This window comes from Enterobacter cloacae complex sp. IR53041 (assembly GCF_049238285.1).
Classification (GTDB): Bacteria; Pseudomonadota; Gammaproteobacteria; order Enterobacterales; family Enterobacteriaceae; genus Enterobacter; species Enterobacter roggenkampii.
The window spans coordinates 1-17,091 of sequence record NZ_JBMKHB010000037.1; the positions used below are offsets into that span (position 1 = coordinate 1).

16 protein-coding genes, 2 tRNA genes and 1 other annotated feature (1 of these 19 only partly in view) are annotated in these 17,091 nt (G+C 56.3%); of the genes, 7 read left to right on the forward strand and 11 right to left on the reverse strand.

What is annotated here, in order from left to right:
- Positions 1 to 70: 70 nt before the first annotated feature.
- Positions 71 to 970, reverse strand: coding sequence for a L,D-transpeptidase (ldtA, locus tag ACOTXF_RS20345; RefSeq protein WP_048962296.1), 900 nt, complete (start codon positions 968 to 970; stop codon positions 71 to 73).
- 191 nt (positions 971 to 1,161) lie between these two features.
- Here ldtA and shiA point away from each other — a divergent pair, with 191 nt between their 5' ends.
- The 3 genes from shiA (at position 1,162) to ACOTXF_RS20360 (ending at position 5,794) form a co-directional block, all read left to right on the forward strand.
- Positions 1,162 to 2,475: a shikimate transporter gene (gene shiA, locus ACOTXF_RS20350; RefSeq protein ID WP_008499472.1), complete on the forward strand. Its 1,314-nt coding sequence runs from the start codon at positions 1,162 to 1,164 to the stop codon at positions 2,473 to 2,475.
- Positions 2,476 to 2,548: 73 nt separating this feature from the next.
- The gene (locus ACOTXF_RS20355) at positions 2,549 to 4,003 is read left to right on the forward strand and encodes an AMP nucleosidase (protein ID WP_008499471.1); all 1,455 of its coding nucleotides are present in this window, start codon (positions 2,549 to 2,551) and stop codon (positions 4,001 to 4,003) included.
- An 18-nt stretch (positions 4,004 to 4,021) separates the two neighbouring features.
- Complete coding sequence (locus ACOTXF_RS20360) at positions 4,022 to 5,794, forward strand: aminopeptidase P family protein (RefSeq protein ID WP_047747554.1); 1,773 nt, start codon at positions 4,022 to 4,024, stop codon at positions 5,792 to 5,794.
- 145 nt (positions 5,795 to 5,939) lie between these two features.
- Here the strand turns inward: ACOTXF_RS20360 and ACOTXF_RS20365 are convergent.
- A tRNA-Asn gene (locus tag ACOTXF_RS20365) sits at positions 5,940 to 6,015 on the reverse strand.
- A gap of 103 nt (positions 6,016 to 6,118) precedes the next feature.
- Positions 6,119 to 7,573, reverse strand: coding sequence for a multidrug efflux MATE transporter EmmdR (emmdR, locus tag ACOTXF_RS20370; RefSeq protein WP_196343123.1), 1,455 nt, complete (start codon positions 7,571 to 7,573; stop codon positions 6,119 to 6,121).
- A 162-nt stretch (positions 7,574 to 7,735) separates the two neighbouring features.
- Between emmdR and ACOTXF_RS20375 the strand changes: the two genes are divergently transcribed.
- Together ACOTXF_RS20375 and ACOTXF_RS20380 are read left to right on the forward strand one after the other, a co-directional pair.
- A tRNA-Asn gene (locus tag ACOTXF_RS20375) sits at positions 7,736 to 7,811 on the forward strand.
- A 53-nt stretch (positions 7,812 to 7,864) separates the two neighbouring features.
- Positions 7,865 to 8,200: a gamma-glutamylcyclotransferase family protein gene (locus tag ACOTXF_RS20380; RefSeq protein WP_047747485.1), complete on the forward strand. Its 336-nt coding sequence runs from the start codon at positions 7,865 to 7,867 to the stop codon at positions 8,198 to 8,200.
- A 47-nt stretch (positions 8,201 to 8,247) separates the two neighbouring features.
- On the opposite strand, the gene ACOTXF_RS20385 is transcribed toward ACOTXF_RS20380, so the two are convergent.
- From ACOTXF_RS20385 to dacD, 4 genes are all read right to left on the reverse strand, one after another.
- Complete coding sequence (locus ACOTXF_RS20385; protein WP_008499467.1) at positions 8,248 to 8,583, reverse strand: DUF496 family protein; 336 nt, start codon at positions 8,581 to 8,583, stop codon at positions 8,248 to 8,250.
- 158 nt (positions 8,584 to 8,741) lie between these two features.
- A complete protein-coding gene (locus ACOTXF_RS20390; RefSeq protein WP_048963088.1) occupies positions 8,742 to 9,800 on the reverse strand; it encodes an FUSC family protein in 1,059 nt (352 codons plus the stop codon).
- A gap of 92 nt (positions 9,801 to 9,892) precedes the next feature.
- Positions 9,893 to 10,366: a DNA gyrase inhibitor SbmC gene (gene sbmC / locus ACOTXF_RS20395; protein WP_048963087.1), complete on the reverse strand. Its 474-nt coding sequence runs from the start codon at positions 10,364 to 10,366 to the stop codon at positions 9,893 to 9,895.
- Positions 10,367 to 10,485: 119 nt separating this feature from the next.
- Positions 10,486 to 11,652, reverse strand: a complete 1,167-nt coding sequence (gene dacD / locus ACOTXF_RS20400; protein WP_048963086.1) for a serine-type D-Ala-D-Ala carboxypeptidase DacD — start codon at positions 11,650 to 11,652, stop codon at positions 10,486 to 10,488.
- A 198-nt stretch (positions 11,653 to 11,850) separates the two neighbouring features.
- Between dacD and sbcB the strand changes: the two genes are divergently transcribed.
- Positions 11,851 to 13,287 carry an exodeoxyribonuclease I gene (sbcB, locus tag ACOTXF_RS20405; protein WP_370974986.1) on the forward strand — a complete coding sequence of 479 codons (1,437 nt, stop codon included), beginning with the start codon at positions 11,851 to 11,853 and terminating at the stop codon, positions 13,285 to 13,287.
- 123 nt (positions 13,288 to 13,410) lie between these two features.
- Here the strand turns inward: sbcB and plaP are convergent, their stop codons facing one another.
- The 4 genes from plaP to ACOTXF_RS20425 all read right to left on the reverse strand — a co-directional run bounded on the left by plaP (position 13,411) and on the right by ACOTXF_RS20425 (position 16,836).
- Complete coding sequence (gene plaP / locus ACOTXF_RS20410; RefSeq protein WP_008499462.1) at positions 13,411 to 14,769, reverse strand: putrescine/proton symporter PlaP; 1,359 nt, start codon at positions 14,767 to 14,769, stop codon at positions 13,411 to 13,413.
- Positions 14,759 to 14,821 (reverse strand): membrane protein YoeI, encoded by a 63-nt coding sequence (gene yoeI, locus ACOTXF_RS20415; RefSeq protein WP_099458931.1) that lies wholly within the window; start codon positions 14,819 to 14,821, stop codon positions 14,759 to 14,761. The genes plaP and yoeI overlap by 11 nt, the downstream gene beginning before the upstream one ends.
- 219 nt (positions 14,822 to 15,040) lie before the next feature.
- The gene (locus tag ACOTXF_RS20420; protein ID WP_021241428.1) at positions 15,041 to 15,970 is read right to left on the reverse strand and encodes a LysR substrate-binding domain-containing protein; all 930 of its coding nucleotides are present in this window, start codon (positions 15,968 to 15,970) and stop codon (positions 15,041 to 15,043) included.
- A gap of 41 nt (positions 15,971 to 16,011) precedes the next feature.
- Complete coding sequence (locus tag ACOTXF_RS20425) at positions 16,012 to 16,836, reverse strand: SDR family oxidoreductase (protein WP_023344481.1); 825 nt, start codon at positions 16,834 to 16,836, stop codon at positions 16,012 to 16,014.
- A gap of 175 nt (positions 16,837 to 17,011) precedes the next feature.
- Here ACOTXF_RS20425 and hisL point away from each other — a divergent pair, with 175 nt between their 5' ends.
- Positions 17,012 to 17,062 carry a his operon leader peptide gene (gene hisL, locus ACOTXF_RS20430; RefSeq protein ID WP_001364200.1) on the forward strand — a complete coding sequence of 17 codons (51 nt, stop codon included), beginning with the start codon at positions 17,012 to 17,014 and terminating at the stop codon, positions 17,060 to 17,062.
- Positions 17,038 to 17,091 (forward strand) — a sequence feature (His leader region); it runs 70 nt beyond the window's last position. Its footprint overlaps the gene before it by 25 nt.

Below are 17,091 nucleotides of genomic sequence, written 5' to 3' on the forward strand. Positions count from 1 at the left end.
CTTACCCGACCGACAAAAACCTCGAATCGTAGGCCGGGTAAGGCAACGCCGCCACCCGGCGAAAATGTCCTCAATTGCCGAGCTTCACCGGCATCCCCGACCGCCGTTCCAGCTCAGCACCTGCACCCTCGTTGATCAACTCTGTCCGCAGCGCGGCCGATATCGGCAGCGGCACTTTCCGGGTCGATTCAAATTCCGCACGGTTACGCGATAACGGCTCGTGAACCTCCACCCAGCGGCTGCCGTCCGGTTCCGTGGTGACTTTAACGGGCCGATCGATAAGCTGCAAGCGGGTGCCGACGGGAACATTATCGAAAAGGTATTTGATGTCGTTATTCCGCAGACGAATACAGCCCTGGCTCACCCGCAGCCCGATGCCGAAATTAGAGTTTGTGCCGTGTATGGCATACAGCCTGCCGATATAGATCGCATACAGCCCCATCGGGTTATCCGGCCCGGCGGGCACGAAGGCAGGCAGCGTTTTTCCCTCTGCCGCATAGGCACGGCGCGTATTGGGCGTCGGAGACCAGGTGGGTCCCACCTGCTTACGTTCAACCGCCGTTACCCAGTTACGCGGGGTTTCGCGCCCGGCCTGACCGATGCCGATGGGCAGCACTTCAACGGTATTGCTGCCCGGCGGGTAATAATAGAGACGCATTTCCGCCACGTTAACGACAATCCCCTCGCGAACGGTGTCGGGCAAAATCAGCTGCTGGGGAATGACCAGCCGGGTGCCGGATTTGGGCAAAAAAGGATCCACGCCCGGGTTCGCTTCCAGCATATTGCTCAACCCCTGCCCGTACTGCGCGGCAAACGCCTCAAGCGGTAACGTATTATGATCCGGCACGGTAATGACCTGCGAGCTCCCCACCAGGCGACTGCCCGCCGGCGGTAAAGGATAGCTCACCGCCTGCACGCTCTGGCTGATGAGTAACGCAGCAAGACAGCCCAACGCCTTTTTACGACACATATTCCCTTCCTCAGTCGCTTCGCTCTTTAGTAAGCATAGCGTAGCCGTTTTGCATTACCCATCAGGAAATAAAATCAGTTTGCACAGGCCCCCTGTCGCGGTAGTCTCATAGGTTCCGTTTATATGACGGCCGCTATGTGAGTGACCTTTTCTTATACCAATAATTAAAAATCAGTGCAGACAGGACAACTATGGACTCCACTCTCACCTCCACACATCCCAACGAGGAGACACCTTCGCTCAATCGTGCCCGCCGCGCCGCACTCGGCAGCTTCGCGGGTGCCGTCGTCGACTGGTATGATTTTCTGCTCTACGGCATTACCGCCGCGCTGGTGTTTAACCGCGAATTTTTTCCGCAGGTCAGCCCCGCGATGGGCACCCTCGCCGCGTTTGCCACCTTCGGCGTCGGTTTTCTGTTTCGCCCGCTGGGCGGGGTGATCTTCGGCCACTTTGGCGACCGCCTCGGCCGCAAGCGCATGCTGATGCTTACCGTCTGGATGATGGGGATCGCCACGGCGCTGATTGGCATTCTCCCGTCGTTTTCCGCGATTGGCTGGTGGGCACCGGTATTGCTGGTGACATTACGGGCGATTCAGGGCTTCGCCGTGGGCGGTGAATGGGGCGGCGCGGCGCTGCTATCCGTTGAGAGCGCGCCCAAAAATAAGAAAGCGTTTTACAGCAGCGGCGTGCAGGTCGGATACGGCGTGGGTCTGCTCCTTTCTACCGGGCTGGTCTCCTTGATCAGCCAGCTCACCACCGATGAGCAGTTCCTGAGCTGGGGCTGGCGCATTCCGTTCATCTTCAGCATCGTGCTGGTCATCGCCGCGCTGTGGATCCGTAACGGCATGGAGGAGTCGGCAGAGTTCGAAAAACAGCAGGAAAAACCGGCCGTCAAAAAAAGGCTGCCGGTCATGGAGGCACTCGTCCGGCATCCTGGCGCTTTTCTGAAAATTATTGCCCTGCGCCTGTGTGAACTGCTGACGATGTATATCGTCACCGCGTTTGCCCTGAACTACTCGACGCAGAACCTCGGCCTGCCGCGTGAACTGTTCCTGAATATCGGTCTGGTGGTTGGCGGGATCAGCTGCCTGACCATCCCCTGCTTCGCCTGGCTGGCGGACCGCTTTGGCCGCCGTCGCGTCTATATCACCGGGGCGCTGGTGGGCACCCTCAGCGCCTGGCCATTCTTTATGGCACTGGAGGCGCAGTCGATCTTCTGGATTGTCTTCTTCGCCATCATGCTCGCCAACGTCGCTCACGACATGGTGGTCTGCGTCCAGCAGCCGATGTTTACCGAACTGTTCGGCGCCAGCTACCGCTACAGCGGCGCGGGCGTGGGCTACCAGGTCGCAAGCGTGGTCGGCGGCGGGTTTACGCCATTTATTGCCGCCGCGCTGGTGACCTTCTCCGGCGGAAACTGGCACAGCGTGGCGATTTATCTGCTGGCCGGTTGCCTGCTCTCTGCTGCGACGGCCCTGGTGATGAAAGAGCCCCGCCACACCTGATCGCCCTTTTGTTTCACAGGCGTGTGACATACTATCGGGTAGAGTCGCACACCTGTGGAACAAGGAGACAGAGATGAATAATAAGGGCTCCAGCCTGACCCCGGCTCAGGCGCTGGAAAAACTCGACGCGCTGTATGAACAGTCCGTCAATGCGCTGCGCAGCGCCATCAGCGAATATATCGAAACAGGGAAACTTCCCGACCAAAAGGCCAGAAACGAGGGCCTTTTTGTTTATCCATCGCTCTCTGTGACCTGGGACGGCAGCGCCAGCACGACGCCAAAAACCCGCGCCTACGCCCGTTTTACCCACTCCGGCTGCTACAGCACCACCGTCACCCGCCCGGCTCTGTTCCGCCCGTATCTTGAAGAACAACTTACGCTGTTGTACCAGGATTACGGCGCGCACATTGCCGTTGAGCCCTCGCAGCATGAGATCCCCTATCCGTACGTAATTGACGGTTCGGCGTTAACCCTTGACCGTTCCATGAGCGCGGGGCTGACCCGCCACTTCCCGACGACGGAACTGTCGCAGATTGGCGATGAGACCGCCGACGGGATTTATCACCCGGCAGAATTTTCTCCTCTGTCGCACTTTGACGCCCGCCGGGTCGATTTCTCCCTGGCGCGACTGCGCCACTACACCGGTACGCCCGCTGAACATTTTCAGCCGTTCGTGCTCTTTACCAACTACACCCGCTACGTCGACGAGTTTGTCCGCTGGGGCTGCAGCCAGATCCTCGACCCGGAAAGCCCGTATATTGCACTCTCCTGCGCGGGCGGGATCTGGATCACCGCAGAGACCGAAGCCCCCGAGCAGGCCATCTCCGATCTGGCATGGAAAAAGCATCAGATGCCTGCCTGGCACCTGATCACCGCCGACGGTCAGGGCATTACGTTGATTAACATTGGCGTCGGCCCCTCGAACGCCAAAACCATCTGCGACCATCTGGCGGTGCTGCGCCCGGACGTGTGGCTGATGATTGGTCACTGCGGCGGCCTGCGTGAAAGCCAGCTGATTGGCGATTACGTGCTCGCCCACGCCTACCTGCGCGACGACCACGTGTTGGATGCGGTGCTGCCGCCGGATATCCCAATCCCGAGCATCGCCGAAGTACAGCGTGCGCTGTATGACGCCACCAAAGCGGTCAGCGGCATGCCGGGCGAAGAGGTGAAACAGCGCCTGCGCACCGGTACGGTCGTCACGACGGATGACCGCAACTGGGAGCTGCGTTACTCCGCCTCCGCGCTGCGGTTCAACCTGAGCCGCGCGGTAGCCATTGATATGGAGAGCGCCACCATCGCCGCACAGGGCTATCGCTTCCGCGTCCCGTACGGTACGCTGCTGTGCGTCTCCGATAAGCCGCTGCACGGCGAAATTAAGCTACCGGGCCAGGCCAACCGTTTCTATGAAGGGGCCATCTCAGAGCATCTGCAAATTGGCATTCGCGCCATCGACCTGCTTCGGGCGGAAGGTGACAGGCTGCATTCCCGCAAGCTGCGCACCTTCAACGAGCCGCCGTTCCGCTAATAACGATAAGGAATAACCATGTCCAGCACATCTCCGCTCTCTGCCCTGCGCCACTGGCTTGAGGCCAGCCATCTCGACGGGATGATCGTCCCGCGTGCGGATGCGTGGCAGAGCGAATACTGCGCGCCCTACGACGAAAAGCTGGCCTGGCTGACGGGCTTTGACGGTTCTGCCGGCGTCGCGCTGGTACTGAAGGATAAAGCGCTGCTGTTCGTCGACGGGCGCTATCAGGTGCAGGCCCGCGTTCAGGTGAATCTGGACGAGATTGAAATTCACCACCTGCACAACGAGCCGCTGGCTGAATGGCTGACAGAAAACGTGGAGGCAGGCACGCGCATCGGTTTTGACGCACTGCTGATGACCAATACGGAGTTTGAGCAACTGTCCGCCACGCCGTGCAAGCTGGTACCGCTGAAGGTTTCGCCGTTTGACGCCTTATGGACCGATCGCCCTGCCGCACCGGCGGGGCTTATTCGTGAAATGCCGGTTGAAGTAAGCGGTGAAAGCAGCGAGGACAAACGTCAGCGCGTCGCTGCCGTGCTGGCCGCGAACAATGCTGATTATCTGGCCGTTACGCTGCCGGATAACATTGCATGGCTGCTCAACGTAAGGGGCTCAGATATCCCAACCAGTCCGGTACCGCTCTCATTTGCCCTGCTGAGTCGTGACGGCCACGTTGAGTGGTTTGTAAACGACAACAAGCTCGGCGCCCTGCCTGAAGAGGTGCGCAATGCGTTTACCATTGCGCCGCAGGACGCCTTCATCGAACGCTGTCAGCAGATTGCTGCAGGCAAACGGGTGATGGTTGATGCCGATTCCGCTCCGGTCGCCCTGCGCTTTGCCATTGAACCACGGGGAGAGATTGTCTGGCGAACCGATCCCATCACCCTGATGAAGGCCACCAAAAACCCGATCGAGCTGGCTGGGTATCGCGCGTGCCATCACCAGGACGGTGCCGCCTGGGTCAACTTCCTGGCCTGGCTGAGCCGCGAAGTGCCGCTGCGCGAGGCGGCAGGAAATCCCCTCACCGAACTGGAAGTGCAGGCGCAGCAGCTCGCGTTCCGTCAACAGCAGCCCGGGTTTATCGAGCAAAGCTTTGCGACCATCTCCGCCTCTTCGAGCAATGCGGCGATGTGCCACTATCATTCGAGCGAGGCCAGCAACAAGCCCATCGGCCATGATCATTTTTACCTGAACGATTCCGGCGGTCAGTACGTTAATGGCACCACCGACGCCACGCGCACGCTGGCATGGGGTAAGGTCGACCCGCAGCAGCGCCTGCACTACACCGCCGTGCTGAGAGGCTTTCTGTCGCTCATTACCCTGCAGTTCCCCTCTGGCACTCAGGGGCATCAGCTGGATGCCTTCGCGCGTCGTCCGCTGTGGGAGATGGGGCTGGATTACGATCACGGCACAGGGCATGGCGTGGGGCATCAGCTTCTGATCCATGAGAACCCGCATCGCATCGCCAAAAAGGTCAACCCGTGGCCGCTGGTGGCGGGCAATATCATGACGATTGAACCTGGCTACTATCTGGGCGATAGCCACGGGATTCGTATTGAAAACCAGGTGGAGATCGTGGAGAGCCGTCCGGGATTCTGTAAATTTGCCTCGCTGACGCTGATCCCGATTGATTTAAGCCAGGTCGAGCTGGATCTGTTGAGCGAACAGGAAAAAGCGTGGCTGGATGCGTATCACCAGCAGGTGCGTGAGGCGCTGTCACCACGGGTGAACAGCGATGCGCGTTCGTGGCTGGAAGAGGCGACGGCACCGGTTCGTGTGAACGGATAGTGCGGCTTTTGCCGGGTGGCGGCTTCGCCTTACCCGGCCTACGATTCGAGGTTTTTGTCGGTCGGGTAAGGCGAAGCCGCCACCCGACAATTTAACCCAACCCAGAAAAGCAAAAAGCCTGCTTTAAAAGCAGGCTTTTCAAATTTGGCTCCTCTGACTGGACTCGAACCAGTGACATACGGATTAACAGTCCGCCGTTCTACCGACTGAACTACAGAGGAATCGTGTGAACGGGGCGCATATTATCGATGCTCCCCCATGATGTCAAAGGCAGAATGCATATTTCCGATCGTTTGCCGATTTATTCTCCACTTCGCACAATTGTCAGGCATTTTTCCGCGGGTATTTCCACAGCCAGCGCCCGCTGACCATGCGCCAGTAGAACAGCGCGCCCCGTACGGCCCAGTCCAGGAACATACCCAGCCAGACGCCAACCACGCCCCATCCGAGTATCACCCCGAGCGTATACCCCGCCACAACGCGACATCCCCACATGCCGAGCATCGACACCCACATCGCAAAGCGGGCGTCACGCGCGCCCTTTAGCCCGGCTGGTAGTACCCATGAGGCCGCCCAGATGGGCATAAAGGCGGCGTTGAGCCAGATGAGGATTTTAACGACCTCTTTAACATCCTCTTCGTGGGTATAGAACGAGGCCATCAGCCCGGCAAACGGCGCCGTTCCCCAGGCAATCACGGTCAGTCCAATGGTCGACAGCCAGAAAACGTGGCGCAGCTGCCGCTCAGCCTGGCCGATCTGCCCTTTCCCGAGCCGTTTCCCGGTGATGATAGTCGAGGCCGAACCCAGCGCGTTACCCGGCAGGTTAATCAGCGAGGCGATAGAAAAGGCGATGAAGTTACCGGCGATAACGTCGGTGCCCATCCCGGCGACAAACATCTGCGTCAGCAGCTTCCCGCCGTTAAACAGCACCGACTCAATACTGGCGGGAATGCCGATCCCCATCACTTCCCAGATAATGGCGAAGTTAAAGGGGCGGAAATAGCTCTTCAGCGTGAGGCGCAGCGAGGGGGTGATCCCCGCCATCAGCACGCCGATAATCGCTGCTGCACCGATATAGCGTGAAATGGTTAGCCCCAGTCCGGCGCCGACGAACCCCAGCCCGTCCCACGAGAACACGCCGTAGATCAGCACGCTGCTGATGATGATATTCAGGATATTCATTCCGCCGTTGATCAGGAGCGGAATTTTGGTGTTACCTGCCCCGCGCAGCGCGCCGCTGCCAATCAGGGCGATAGCCGCCGCCGGATAGCTGATGACGGTCATCTCCAGATAGGTCAGCGCCAGGTCTTTAACCTCGTTCGTGGCTTCCCCGGCGACAAAATCGATAATCTCTTTACCGAAATAGTGAATCACCGCCGCCAGAACAATCGAAAAGACAGTCATGATCATCAGCGACTGGCGGGCTGCCTCGCGCGCACGTTTGGGATCGAGCTTGCCGAGGCTAAAAGCCACCACCACCGTCGTCCCGAGATCGATGGCAGCAAAAAATGACATCACCACCATGTTAAAGCTGTCCGCCAGCCCGACCCCCGCCATCGCCTCTTTCCCCAGCCAGCTCACCAGGAAGGTGCTCAGTACCCCCATCAGCAGAACGCAGGTATTTTCCAGGAAGATAGGCACAGCAAGAGGGGTGATTTCACGCCAGAACAGGACACGATAGCTTTTACGTTTTGCATACCATGGCGTGCGCGCGATCGCCTGGCGTAAGGAGGCAGTGACGTTCAAAATGGACCTTAGCGAGAAAAGTTGAAACTCCATTTCAAATGATGGGGGAGAAATGCTAATCCTGCAAAGTATTTTCCTGAAAAAAGATGTGTGGAATTACAACAAACTGACGACAGAATCAGCAATCAGTCGATTTTCCCTAAGATCAGGTTTGACAAAAGTTTTTTCGCCGCTAAGATAAGCCTCCACAACGATTCCTCTGTAGTTCAGTCGGTAGAACGGCGGACTGTTAATCCGTATGTCACTGGTTCGAGTCCAGTCAGAGGAGCCAAATTTAAAAAGCCTGCTTTTAAAGCAGGCTTTTTGCTTTGCGGATGAGGGAAAATGAACGCTCTGTTTGTCTACGGCACGCTGCGTCCGGGCCATTCTAATGCGCATATCCTTGAAAACATCGGCGGTGAATGGCTGGCCGGTTTCGTCTCCGGTACGTTCTACGAACGCGGCTGGGGTGCGGCGGCAGACTTTCCCGGGATTATCCTCCACTCCGATGGACCGCGCGTCGAAGGCTATCTGTTTATCTCTGATAACCTTTCCGCACACTGGCAAATGCTGGATGAGTTTGAAGACGGCTATGACCGGGTTGAGGTCACGGTGACTACCTCTGAAGGCAAGCAGGTTCAAGCCTGGATTTATCAGCTACAGCCACGTTCTGAGTCATAAAAAAAGGCTCTCTGTCACCAGAGAGCCTTTTTCACGATTCGCTGCGATTACTCGCTTTTTGCTTCGCCGTTTTTGATTTCGCCCATCACTTTCAGCTTCTTAGAGATGTCGCGACGCTCTTTGGACAGTTCAGCGTTTTTGATGATGTAATCATCAACACGGTCTTCATAGTCGCTCTTCATGCTGGCGATGATGCCCTGAATAGCTTCAACACTCATGCCTGGCTTGATGTAGTCGCTCAGGTTGTCGAGCAGCAGAACACGTTTCTGGTTGTCACGGATCTTCTTCTCAACGTCCTGGATTTCACGCTGCAGCTTGTTTTTGCGGCGGAACAGGCGGACGAATTCCAGAACATCCTGGAACGAAGGCTTGGTAGTTTCCATTTTTACACCCCTGATAATGTGAGATTCGGATTCGTTAAAGCAACCGTTGTAACAATAACCTTACTGACAGCGGCTGCGAATGACAATGAGTATATCGTTTAAACCTATCATAACCCCAATTGCTGCTGAATCGAAGCAGCAGGCGTCACATCCGCGTTTTATTTGCGCAGCGCCCGACAAATCAGATGCGATAGCAGCTCAAGCTGTCGCGCCAGTTCCATACTCAGCCAGACATAGCCATGAATGGGCGTTTCCGCCACGTTATCGCCCTGCCGCTCATTGATTAACTGCTTCAGCTCCGCAACGATCTCATTCAGCCGCTCGCTGTTTGCCAGTATCGGCTGCGGGTTACCTTCGTAGAGCGCATGAGCGATGGTCAACAGCGTTTGCTGCGTCATCTGCTGGGTCTCTTTGAGGGTCTGCGCGTTAAGCATCAACAAATGGCTCGGGCGAGAGGCCCAGTGCGCGTTGATTTGCAGTTCAAGCATGCAGACCAGGTTGCGGCTTACCGTCTGGATGGCTTCGAAAATCGCTTTCTGAATATGGGTCTCTTTGCTGGCGGGCGTGATCAGGCCGCGCATTTTGACCACGTCGTTGAGGATGGTTTGCAGATGCTTTTCCAGCCGGGGGCGTTCAACCAGATTAGGGGAAAAACCGGCCTGATAGACGCGGTTAAACGCGGTGACATAGTTGGCCATCTGGATACGCCAGTGCAGAAAAGCCCGCTGCGGCCAGATGCCGGTAAACAGCATGGCGAGCAGTGAACCCAGAATGACATCCCCGCTTCGCCACAGCGCCGTGGTCATATCCCCGGCGGGTGCGCCGACCACCACCGCGAGCGTGATACCAATCAGCAGCGCCTGATAAGGACGCTTGCCCAACGCCAGCCAGCCGCACAGGAACATGGCGGCACCGCACCATATCAGCATGACCGGGAACGAGATAAGCTCCAGCTTCAGGGCGATAAGCCCCAGGGCCGAGCCTAACACGGTCCCGCCAATACGCTCGAAGGCGCGCGGGACAACGTTGCCCCAAAACGAGATGGGCCCCATCACCACCACCAGCGTGATCTGCGGCCACGTCCCTTCCGGAACTTCCAGCAAGCGGACCAGGACAAACGTCAACACGAACGCCAGCGCGATGCGACACCCGTGCACCACACGGTAGTGTTTATACAACCGAATTTCAAAAGGGGTTAATGATTTGTCGGGACGCACACCCGCTCTCCAGCTACACGGCAAATCACAATTGTACTGTGTTTTCAGCCGGGCGGAACGGTCCCGGCTGAAAAACCCTTTATTCAGCAGGCCTAAACCGGTTTGTGCTCTACCGCGATATACATTTCAATATCCCAGTAGCCGTCCGCGTTGCCGTCATTCAGGTAGCGCTCGAAGCAGGGTTTGAGCGCCATCTGATACTTATTGTCCTGCAGCAGGGAATTGAAGAACTGATACCACGGCGTGGCAAAGTCATAGTTTTCCACACGCGCCGTCGCCACGGCATAATCCCCTCCCGCGATTTCCGTCATCATGACGCCTTCGCTGTTTTCCGGGATCAGAAAATCGTCCGGTACGGTAACGGCCGTATCGCAGCGCAGTTTTTCGGCCGGGACCTCATCGGGGTTATCGTAGTAGACCGCCACCCACTCCAGCGGCTCAATGTGACGCCCGTCGACCCACATGACCAGCTGTTCAAAGCCCTGTTTTACCGTGTGTTCCCACGGACCGACCAAATGAAAACCGGCAATCTTACGTTTCTGTTGCTGCGTAATGCTGTAGTCCATGCTGCCTCCGTTTATCACTGTATATTTATACACTATAAAACTGGATTATGATTATCAGCAAACGAGGAGTGTTTATTATGTGAGCAGACTCGCAACCCTGCCAATCTGCTCATCGGCGGTTAAAGCGTGTGATGCAGATAATCGCTCAGACGAGAGAACAGGCCGCCTTTATCAACGGCTTCCAGCGTGACCAGCGGCCAGTGGGCTACCACCTTGTCACGATCGTAAAGCTGGATCTCCCCGACACGCTGATGCGCGGCAATCGGCGCTTCCAGCTTTTTTTTATCCAGCACGTATTTGGCTTTGATATTGGGCACCTCCGCTTTCGGCAAGGCCAGCCAGAAGTCCTGGTCGGTGCCCAGTTTTACCTGCTCCTTGTCGCCGTACCAGATGCGCTCCGTTCCCACTTTTTTTCCGTTATGCAGGATCTGCACCGTATCGAAATTCTGCTGCCCCCAGTGCAGCAGTTTTCGGGCCTGGTCCTCACGCCCTTTCGGGCTGTCCGCTCCCATTACAACGGCAATCAAACGACGCTGACCGTCAACGGCGGATGCAATCAGGTTAAAGCCGGCCCCCGAGGTATGCCCCGTTTTCAGCCCGTCTACGTTCATGGTCTTATCCCACAGCAGGCCGTTACGGTTCTGCTGGGTGATCCCGTTCCAGGTCAGGCTCTTTTCGCTGTACATATGATAAAACTCGGGCTCACCGTGGATAATGGCCCGGGAGAGAACGGCCAGGTCATACGCCGAGCTATGCTGGCCCGGCGCGTCCAGCCCGTGGACGGTTTCGAAGTGGGTATCACGCAGGTTCAGCTTCTGCACATAGTCGTTCATCATCTTCACGAACTGCGGCTGCCCGCCCGCCACGTGATCGGCGAGCGCCACGCAGGCGTCGTTGCCGGAATCGACAATCAGGCCGCGGCTCAGATCGCGCACGGTGACGCGATCGCCCTCCTTCAGGAACATCAGCGATGAACCGTCAAACACCGGGTTCCCTTTTGCCCACGCATCACGCCCTACGGTGACGATGTCATCCGGGGTAATGCGGTGGCTATCAATGGCCCGATCCACCACATAACCCGTCATCAGCTTGGTCAGGCTCGCCGGATTACGTTGTTGATGTTCGTTGCCCGCCGTTAAAATCTGACCAGTCGTGTAATCCATCAGCACCCAGGAGCCAGCCTGAATGGCCGGAGGCTGCGGCGAAAAATCCAGTGGTTCGGCCGCAAAAGCAGATGAGACACTCGAAGCGAGTAAAGAAACAGCAATAAACAGACGGCGTTTCAACGGTATATCCTCAGGTCATTAAAAATCGATGACCTTTTTACGGGAGTTCTGATGTCGTTACCTGGCTTAATTGCAAAAAAATGTGACAGAACGCAGATTTTTCTCTGAAGCTGGCGCGCAAATTTGCGACGCGGCGGTGCTTTTTATTCGGTCTGACCCGCACGATCGTTTACCATAGTGACGTCATTTTTTAACAGGATGGTATTACTGGTGTCTGACTCTGCCGCTCGCCCGACTTTTTTGTTCCACGACTACGAAACCTTTGGCACGCATCCGGCGCTGGACCGACCGGCGCAGTTTGCCGCCATCCGTACCGACGACGAATTCAACATCATTGGCGAGCCCGAGGTCTTTTACTGCAAGCCTGCGGATGACTACCTGCCGCAGCCCGGCGCGGTGATGGTCACCGGGATCACCCCTCAGGAAGCGCGGGAAAAAGGCGTTAACGAGGCAGAATTCGCCCGACGCATCCACGACTTGTTTACCGTCCCCAACACCTGCGTGGTCGGTTACAACAACATCCGCTTCGATGACGAAGTGACGCGCAACATCTTTTATCGTAACTTCTACGATCCCTATGCCTGGAGCTGGCAGAACCGCAATTCGCGCTGGGATTTGCTCGACATCATGCGCGCCTGCTACGCCCTGCGTCCTGAGGGCATTCACTGGCCGGAAAATGAGGAAGGGCTGACCAGCTTCCGGCTGGAACACCTGACGCGCGCCAACGGCATTGAGCACAGCAATGCCCACGACGCGATGGCGGACGTCTATGCCACCATTGCCATGGCGAAGCTGGTGAAAAGCGCGCAGCCACGACTGTTCGAGTATCTGCTCAGCCATCGCAGCAAGCAGAAGCTTATGACCCTTATCGACGTACCGCAGATGAAACCCCTGGTGCATATTTCCGGCATGTTTGGCGCATGGCGCGGCAATACCAGCTGGGTCGCGCCGCTGGCGTGGCATCCGGACAACCGTAATGCGGTCATCATGGTGGATTTGGCGGGCGATATTTCACCGCTGCTGGAGCTCGACAGCGATACCTTGCGTGAACGGCTGTACACGCCGAAGAATGAACTCGGCGATCTGCCTGCGGTGCCGGTCAAGCTGGTGCATATCAATAAATGTCCGGTCCTGGCGCAGGCGAATACGCTGCGCCCGGAAGATGCTGACAGGCTGGGCATTAACCGCCAGCACTGCCTCGATAATCTCAAAGTGCTGCGTGAAAATCCGCAGGTGCGCGAGAAAGTGGTCGCCATCTTTGCCGAAGCCGAGCCGTTCGTGCCGTCTGAAAACGTGGACGCCCAGCTCTATAATGGTTTCTTCAGTGATGCCGATCGCGCGGCCATGAATATCGTTCTGCAAACCGAGCCGCGCAACTTACCGGCGCTGGATATCACCTTCGCCGATAAGCGCATCGAAAAGCTGATGTTTAATTACCGCGCGCGTAATTACCCGGGAACCCTGGATGAAGCAGAGCAGGAACGCTGGTTGCAGCACCGTCGTAACGTGTTTACGCCAGAGTATCTGCACAATTACGCCCAGGAGCTGGAAATGCTTTATGGCCAGTATGAAGGGAATGCTGAGAAACAGGCGCTGCTGAAATCCCTGTACCAGTACGCGCAAGAGATAGTTTGATCGATGGGTATAAAAAAGCCGGAGGCGATGTCTCCGGCTTTTTTTTTGCCCGGTGGCGCTGCGCTTACGCGGGCCTACGGGGTATGTAGGTCGGGTAAGGCGTAGCCGCCACCCGACACAGTCTTACGCGACGTCTTCGTACTGAGGAACCGGGTTACGGAAACTCTTCGTGACGCAGGCCAGGTAAACTAGGCCGATACCCGCCCAAATCAGGCCAAGCACCATCGAGCTCTCTTCCAGGTTAACCCACAGCGCGCCCACGGTCAGGGCACCACACATCGGCAGGAACAGATACTGGAAGTGATCTTTCAGCGTCTTGTTACGCTTTTCACGGATCCAGAACTGAGAGATAACCGACAGGTTAACAAAGGTAAACGCCACCAGCGCACCAAAGTTAATCAGCGCCGTTGCCATCACCAAGTCAAAGTTAATTGCCAGAAGCGCAATCGCACCGACCAGGATGATGTTCATCGCCGGGGTACGCCAGGTTGGATGCACGTAGCCGAAGAAACTTTTCGGGAATACGCCATCGCGGCCCATTACGTACATCAGACGCGCAACGCCTGCATGCGCGGCCATACCGGACGCCAGTACGGTGATGGTGGAGAAGATCAGCGCGCCGACCTGGAACGCTTTACCCGCCACGTACAGCATAATTTCCGGCTGAGACGCATCCGGATCCTTGAAGCGAGAGATATCCGGGAAGTACAGCTGCAGGAAATAGGTCGAGAAAATAAAGATCAGACCGCCAATCAGCGCCGTCAGGAAGATGGCACGAGGAATTACGCGCTCTGCATCTTTGGTTTCTTCAGACAGGTTGCTGATCCCGTCAAAACCGGTAAAGGAGAAGCACAGAATGGTTGCCCCGGTAATCATCGGGATCACATGCGCATCACCAGACCAGAACGGCTTGCTGCTCGCCAGGGTGCCCGCGCCTTCGCCGTGGAATACGCCGTAAATCACCATGCCAAGAATAACCGCAATCAGGACAACCTGAAGCACAACGATAACGGAGTTAAAGTTGGCGACAGACTTGATGCTGCGCAGGTTAAAGGCCGTCATAAAGGCCACCAGCGCCACAACGAACATCCAGGATGGAATCGACGGCACCAGCGCTTCAAAATAGATTTTTGCCAGCAGAATGTTGATCATCGGCGCGAACAGATAGTCGAGCAGCGAAGACCAGCCCACCATAAAGCCAACCGTCGGGCTGATGGATTTCTGGGCATACGTGTAGGCGGAACCCGCAGACGGGTAGCGACGCACCAGTTTACCGTAGCTCAGCGCGGTAAAGAGGATCGCAATCAGCGCGAAGCCATATGCCGTTGGCACATGACCGTCTGTGAGGCCTGATACGATACCGAATGTATCAAACAGCGTCATCGGTTGCATATAGGCCAGGCCCATCATAACAACCGGAATCAACGTAAGCGTTTTACGTAATTCCACGCGAGAGGTGTTTGGAGTTGCGTTATGCGACATAGTTATTCTCCTTTACGGTGATAACCGCCACGTAAGCGAAAAATTGCCCCATTTCTTTCTTCCTCAGCGACAACAACTGTCGGATTTTAGTAAATATCTATCCGGTACGAAGCCCGGCCTCTTGGTTTTTAGTTTCGTTTCGTACATGCAAAAAAAAATAACCGACGCCTTTTATATCGTCGATTATTCATTTGGTTGCAGCGGCGGCATTTTGCCCCACATCGGATACAAAAGGCAATACTTTGCAACGCACCGGGTAATTTTCTTTTTGCTAACTGGCTGATTTCTCGACGCTGCCCTGAGCATATACAGCAGCGATAGCACTATTTGCTAAAATTTCGTCCCGCCACCAGGCACTCGCCAGCCCGGCGGTCTGTTCATTCCAGCCCACCCACACCGATTCATGGCTGTTTTGAGCAAGTACCTGTTTTTCAACAAGCGCACCGCTGTCAATAAAGCGCTGCGCCAGATAGCGGGGTAAATAGCCGCAGCCCAGACCGCTAATTTGCAGCTCAAGCTTGGTTTTAAAGTCGAAAACGGTAATCGCTTCCTGCTCATCAAGCAGCTGCGAGGAGACCGCACATTCCGGGCGAGAGCTGTCACCCACTACAATCGCGCGGTAGCCTTTAATCACGCGGCGGTTAAGCGGCTCGGGCTCCTGAGCCAGCGGATGATGAGGCGCCACGGCAAATACCTGCTCCAGCACGCCAAGGCGGGCAAAACCAAATTCACTGAGTTGGGGTGGCTCATGCAATGCACCGACAAAAATGTCCGCCCTGCCCTGGGTTAAGGCATCCCAGGAACCGCCCAGCACGCCGTTGATGAAAATAAGCCGGGTGACGCTGTGATGTTGGTAAAACATTTCAATCAGCGGCGTCAGGAGAGAAAAAGGAAAGGTGTCATCCACCCCAATCACCAGCTCGTTTTCCCATCCCTGATGCAGTTTGACGGCCTGTTTTTCGAGTTCACGAACGGTATGGAGGACTTCACGGCCTTTTTCCAGCAGCATCTGTCCGGTGCGGGTAAAGCGCGCGCGATGCCCGGAGCGATCGAGGATCTGGATATTGAGATCGCTTTCCAGTTTTTGAACGGTATAGCTCAAGGCAGATGGGGTTTTGTAGAGCTTCGCCGAGGCTGCCGCAAAGCTCCCCTCTTTTTCCAGTGCATCCAGAATAATAAGAACATCCAGCAGCGGTTTCATGCTCGCCCCCTTCTGGCGTGCGATCGTCTCCGCTGCGGAACTTATTCCATGGGCATCACCAGCGGATCGGGATACTGATACTCAAACCCCAGCTCATGACAAATGCGATTGCCATCAACAATTTTGCCTTTACTGCCATCTTTTGCCTCACCAAAGACCGGCGGAGCCAGGCCCAGCTGACGTGCCATCAGTGGGTAAAAGGTGCTGCGCGCCGGATGAGTCGGTGCACATATATTATAGATGTGTCCGCCTTTCGGAGCCTGTAAGAGTAGCTCAATTGCGCCAATAACATCCTCAAGATGGACAAGATTCACGCCATGCTGGCCGTCTGGCGCAGTCTTTCCGGCAAAGAAGCGTCCCGGATGGCGGCCAGGGCCCACCAGCCCCGCCAGACGAACGATATCGACCTGCGTGCCGGGAAGATTGTGCAGCCAGTCTTCCAGCTCTTTCAGGACCTGACCGCTCGCGGTAACGGGACGGCGCTCGGAGGTCTCTTTCACTACGCCTTCAGCATCGCCATAGACCGACGTCGAGCTGGTAAAAACAATGCGCGGTACGTGATGCGCCAGCGCGCTGTCGACTATCTCCTGCATCGCCTGCAGATAAAATGATTCACCCGGGCCGCTGCGCCGCGCGGGTAGCGTAATCACCAGCGCATCGACGTTCATCAGCGTGTCCAGATCGTCCGCATCACACACCAGTTCTGGCTCCAGACGCAGTTCAACGCCCTCAATACCGCACATGCGCGCCGCTTCAACCCCATCTCGGGTGGTCTTGCTCCCGGTCACCTGCCAGCCTTTCGCGGCTAATGACATCGCCAGCGGCATTCCCAGCCATCCTAAACCGACAATCGCGACCTTTTTCATGCGAATTCTCCTGACTCTCACTCGTCTTTCATAAGGCTACGCCAGCCCGGCAGAACACACAATTCATAGCATCAATATGAAATGAATTAATGATCAAAAAAAGCCCTTGCAATATGTCGCACAACTGGTTTAGGTTAAAAGACATCAAATGAATAAGCATTCATCGAGAATTTATATGACACGCGTTCAATTTAAACACCACCATCATCACCATCATCCTGACTAGTCTTTCAGGCGATGTGTGCTGGAAGACGT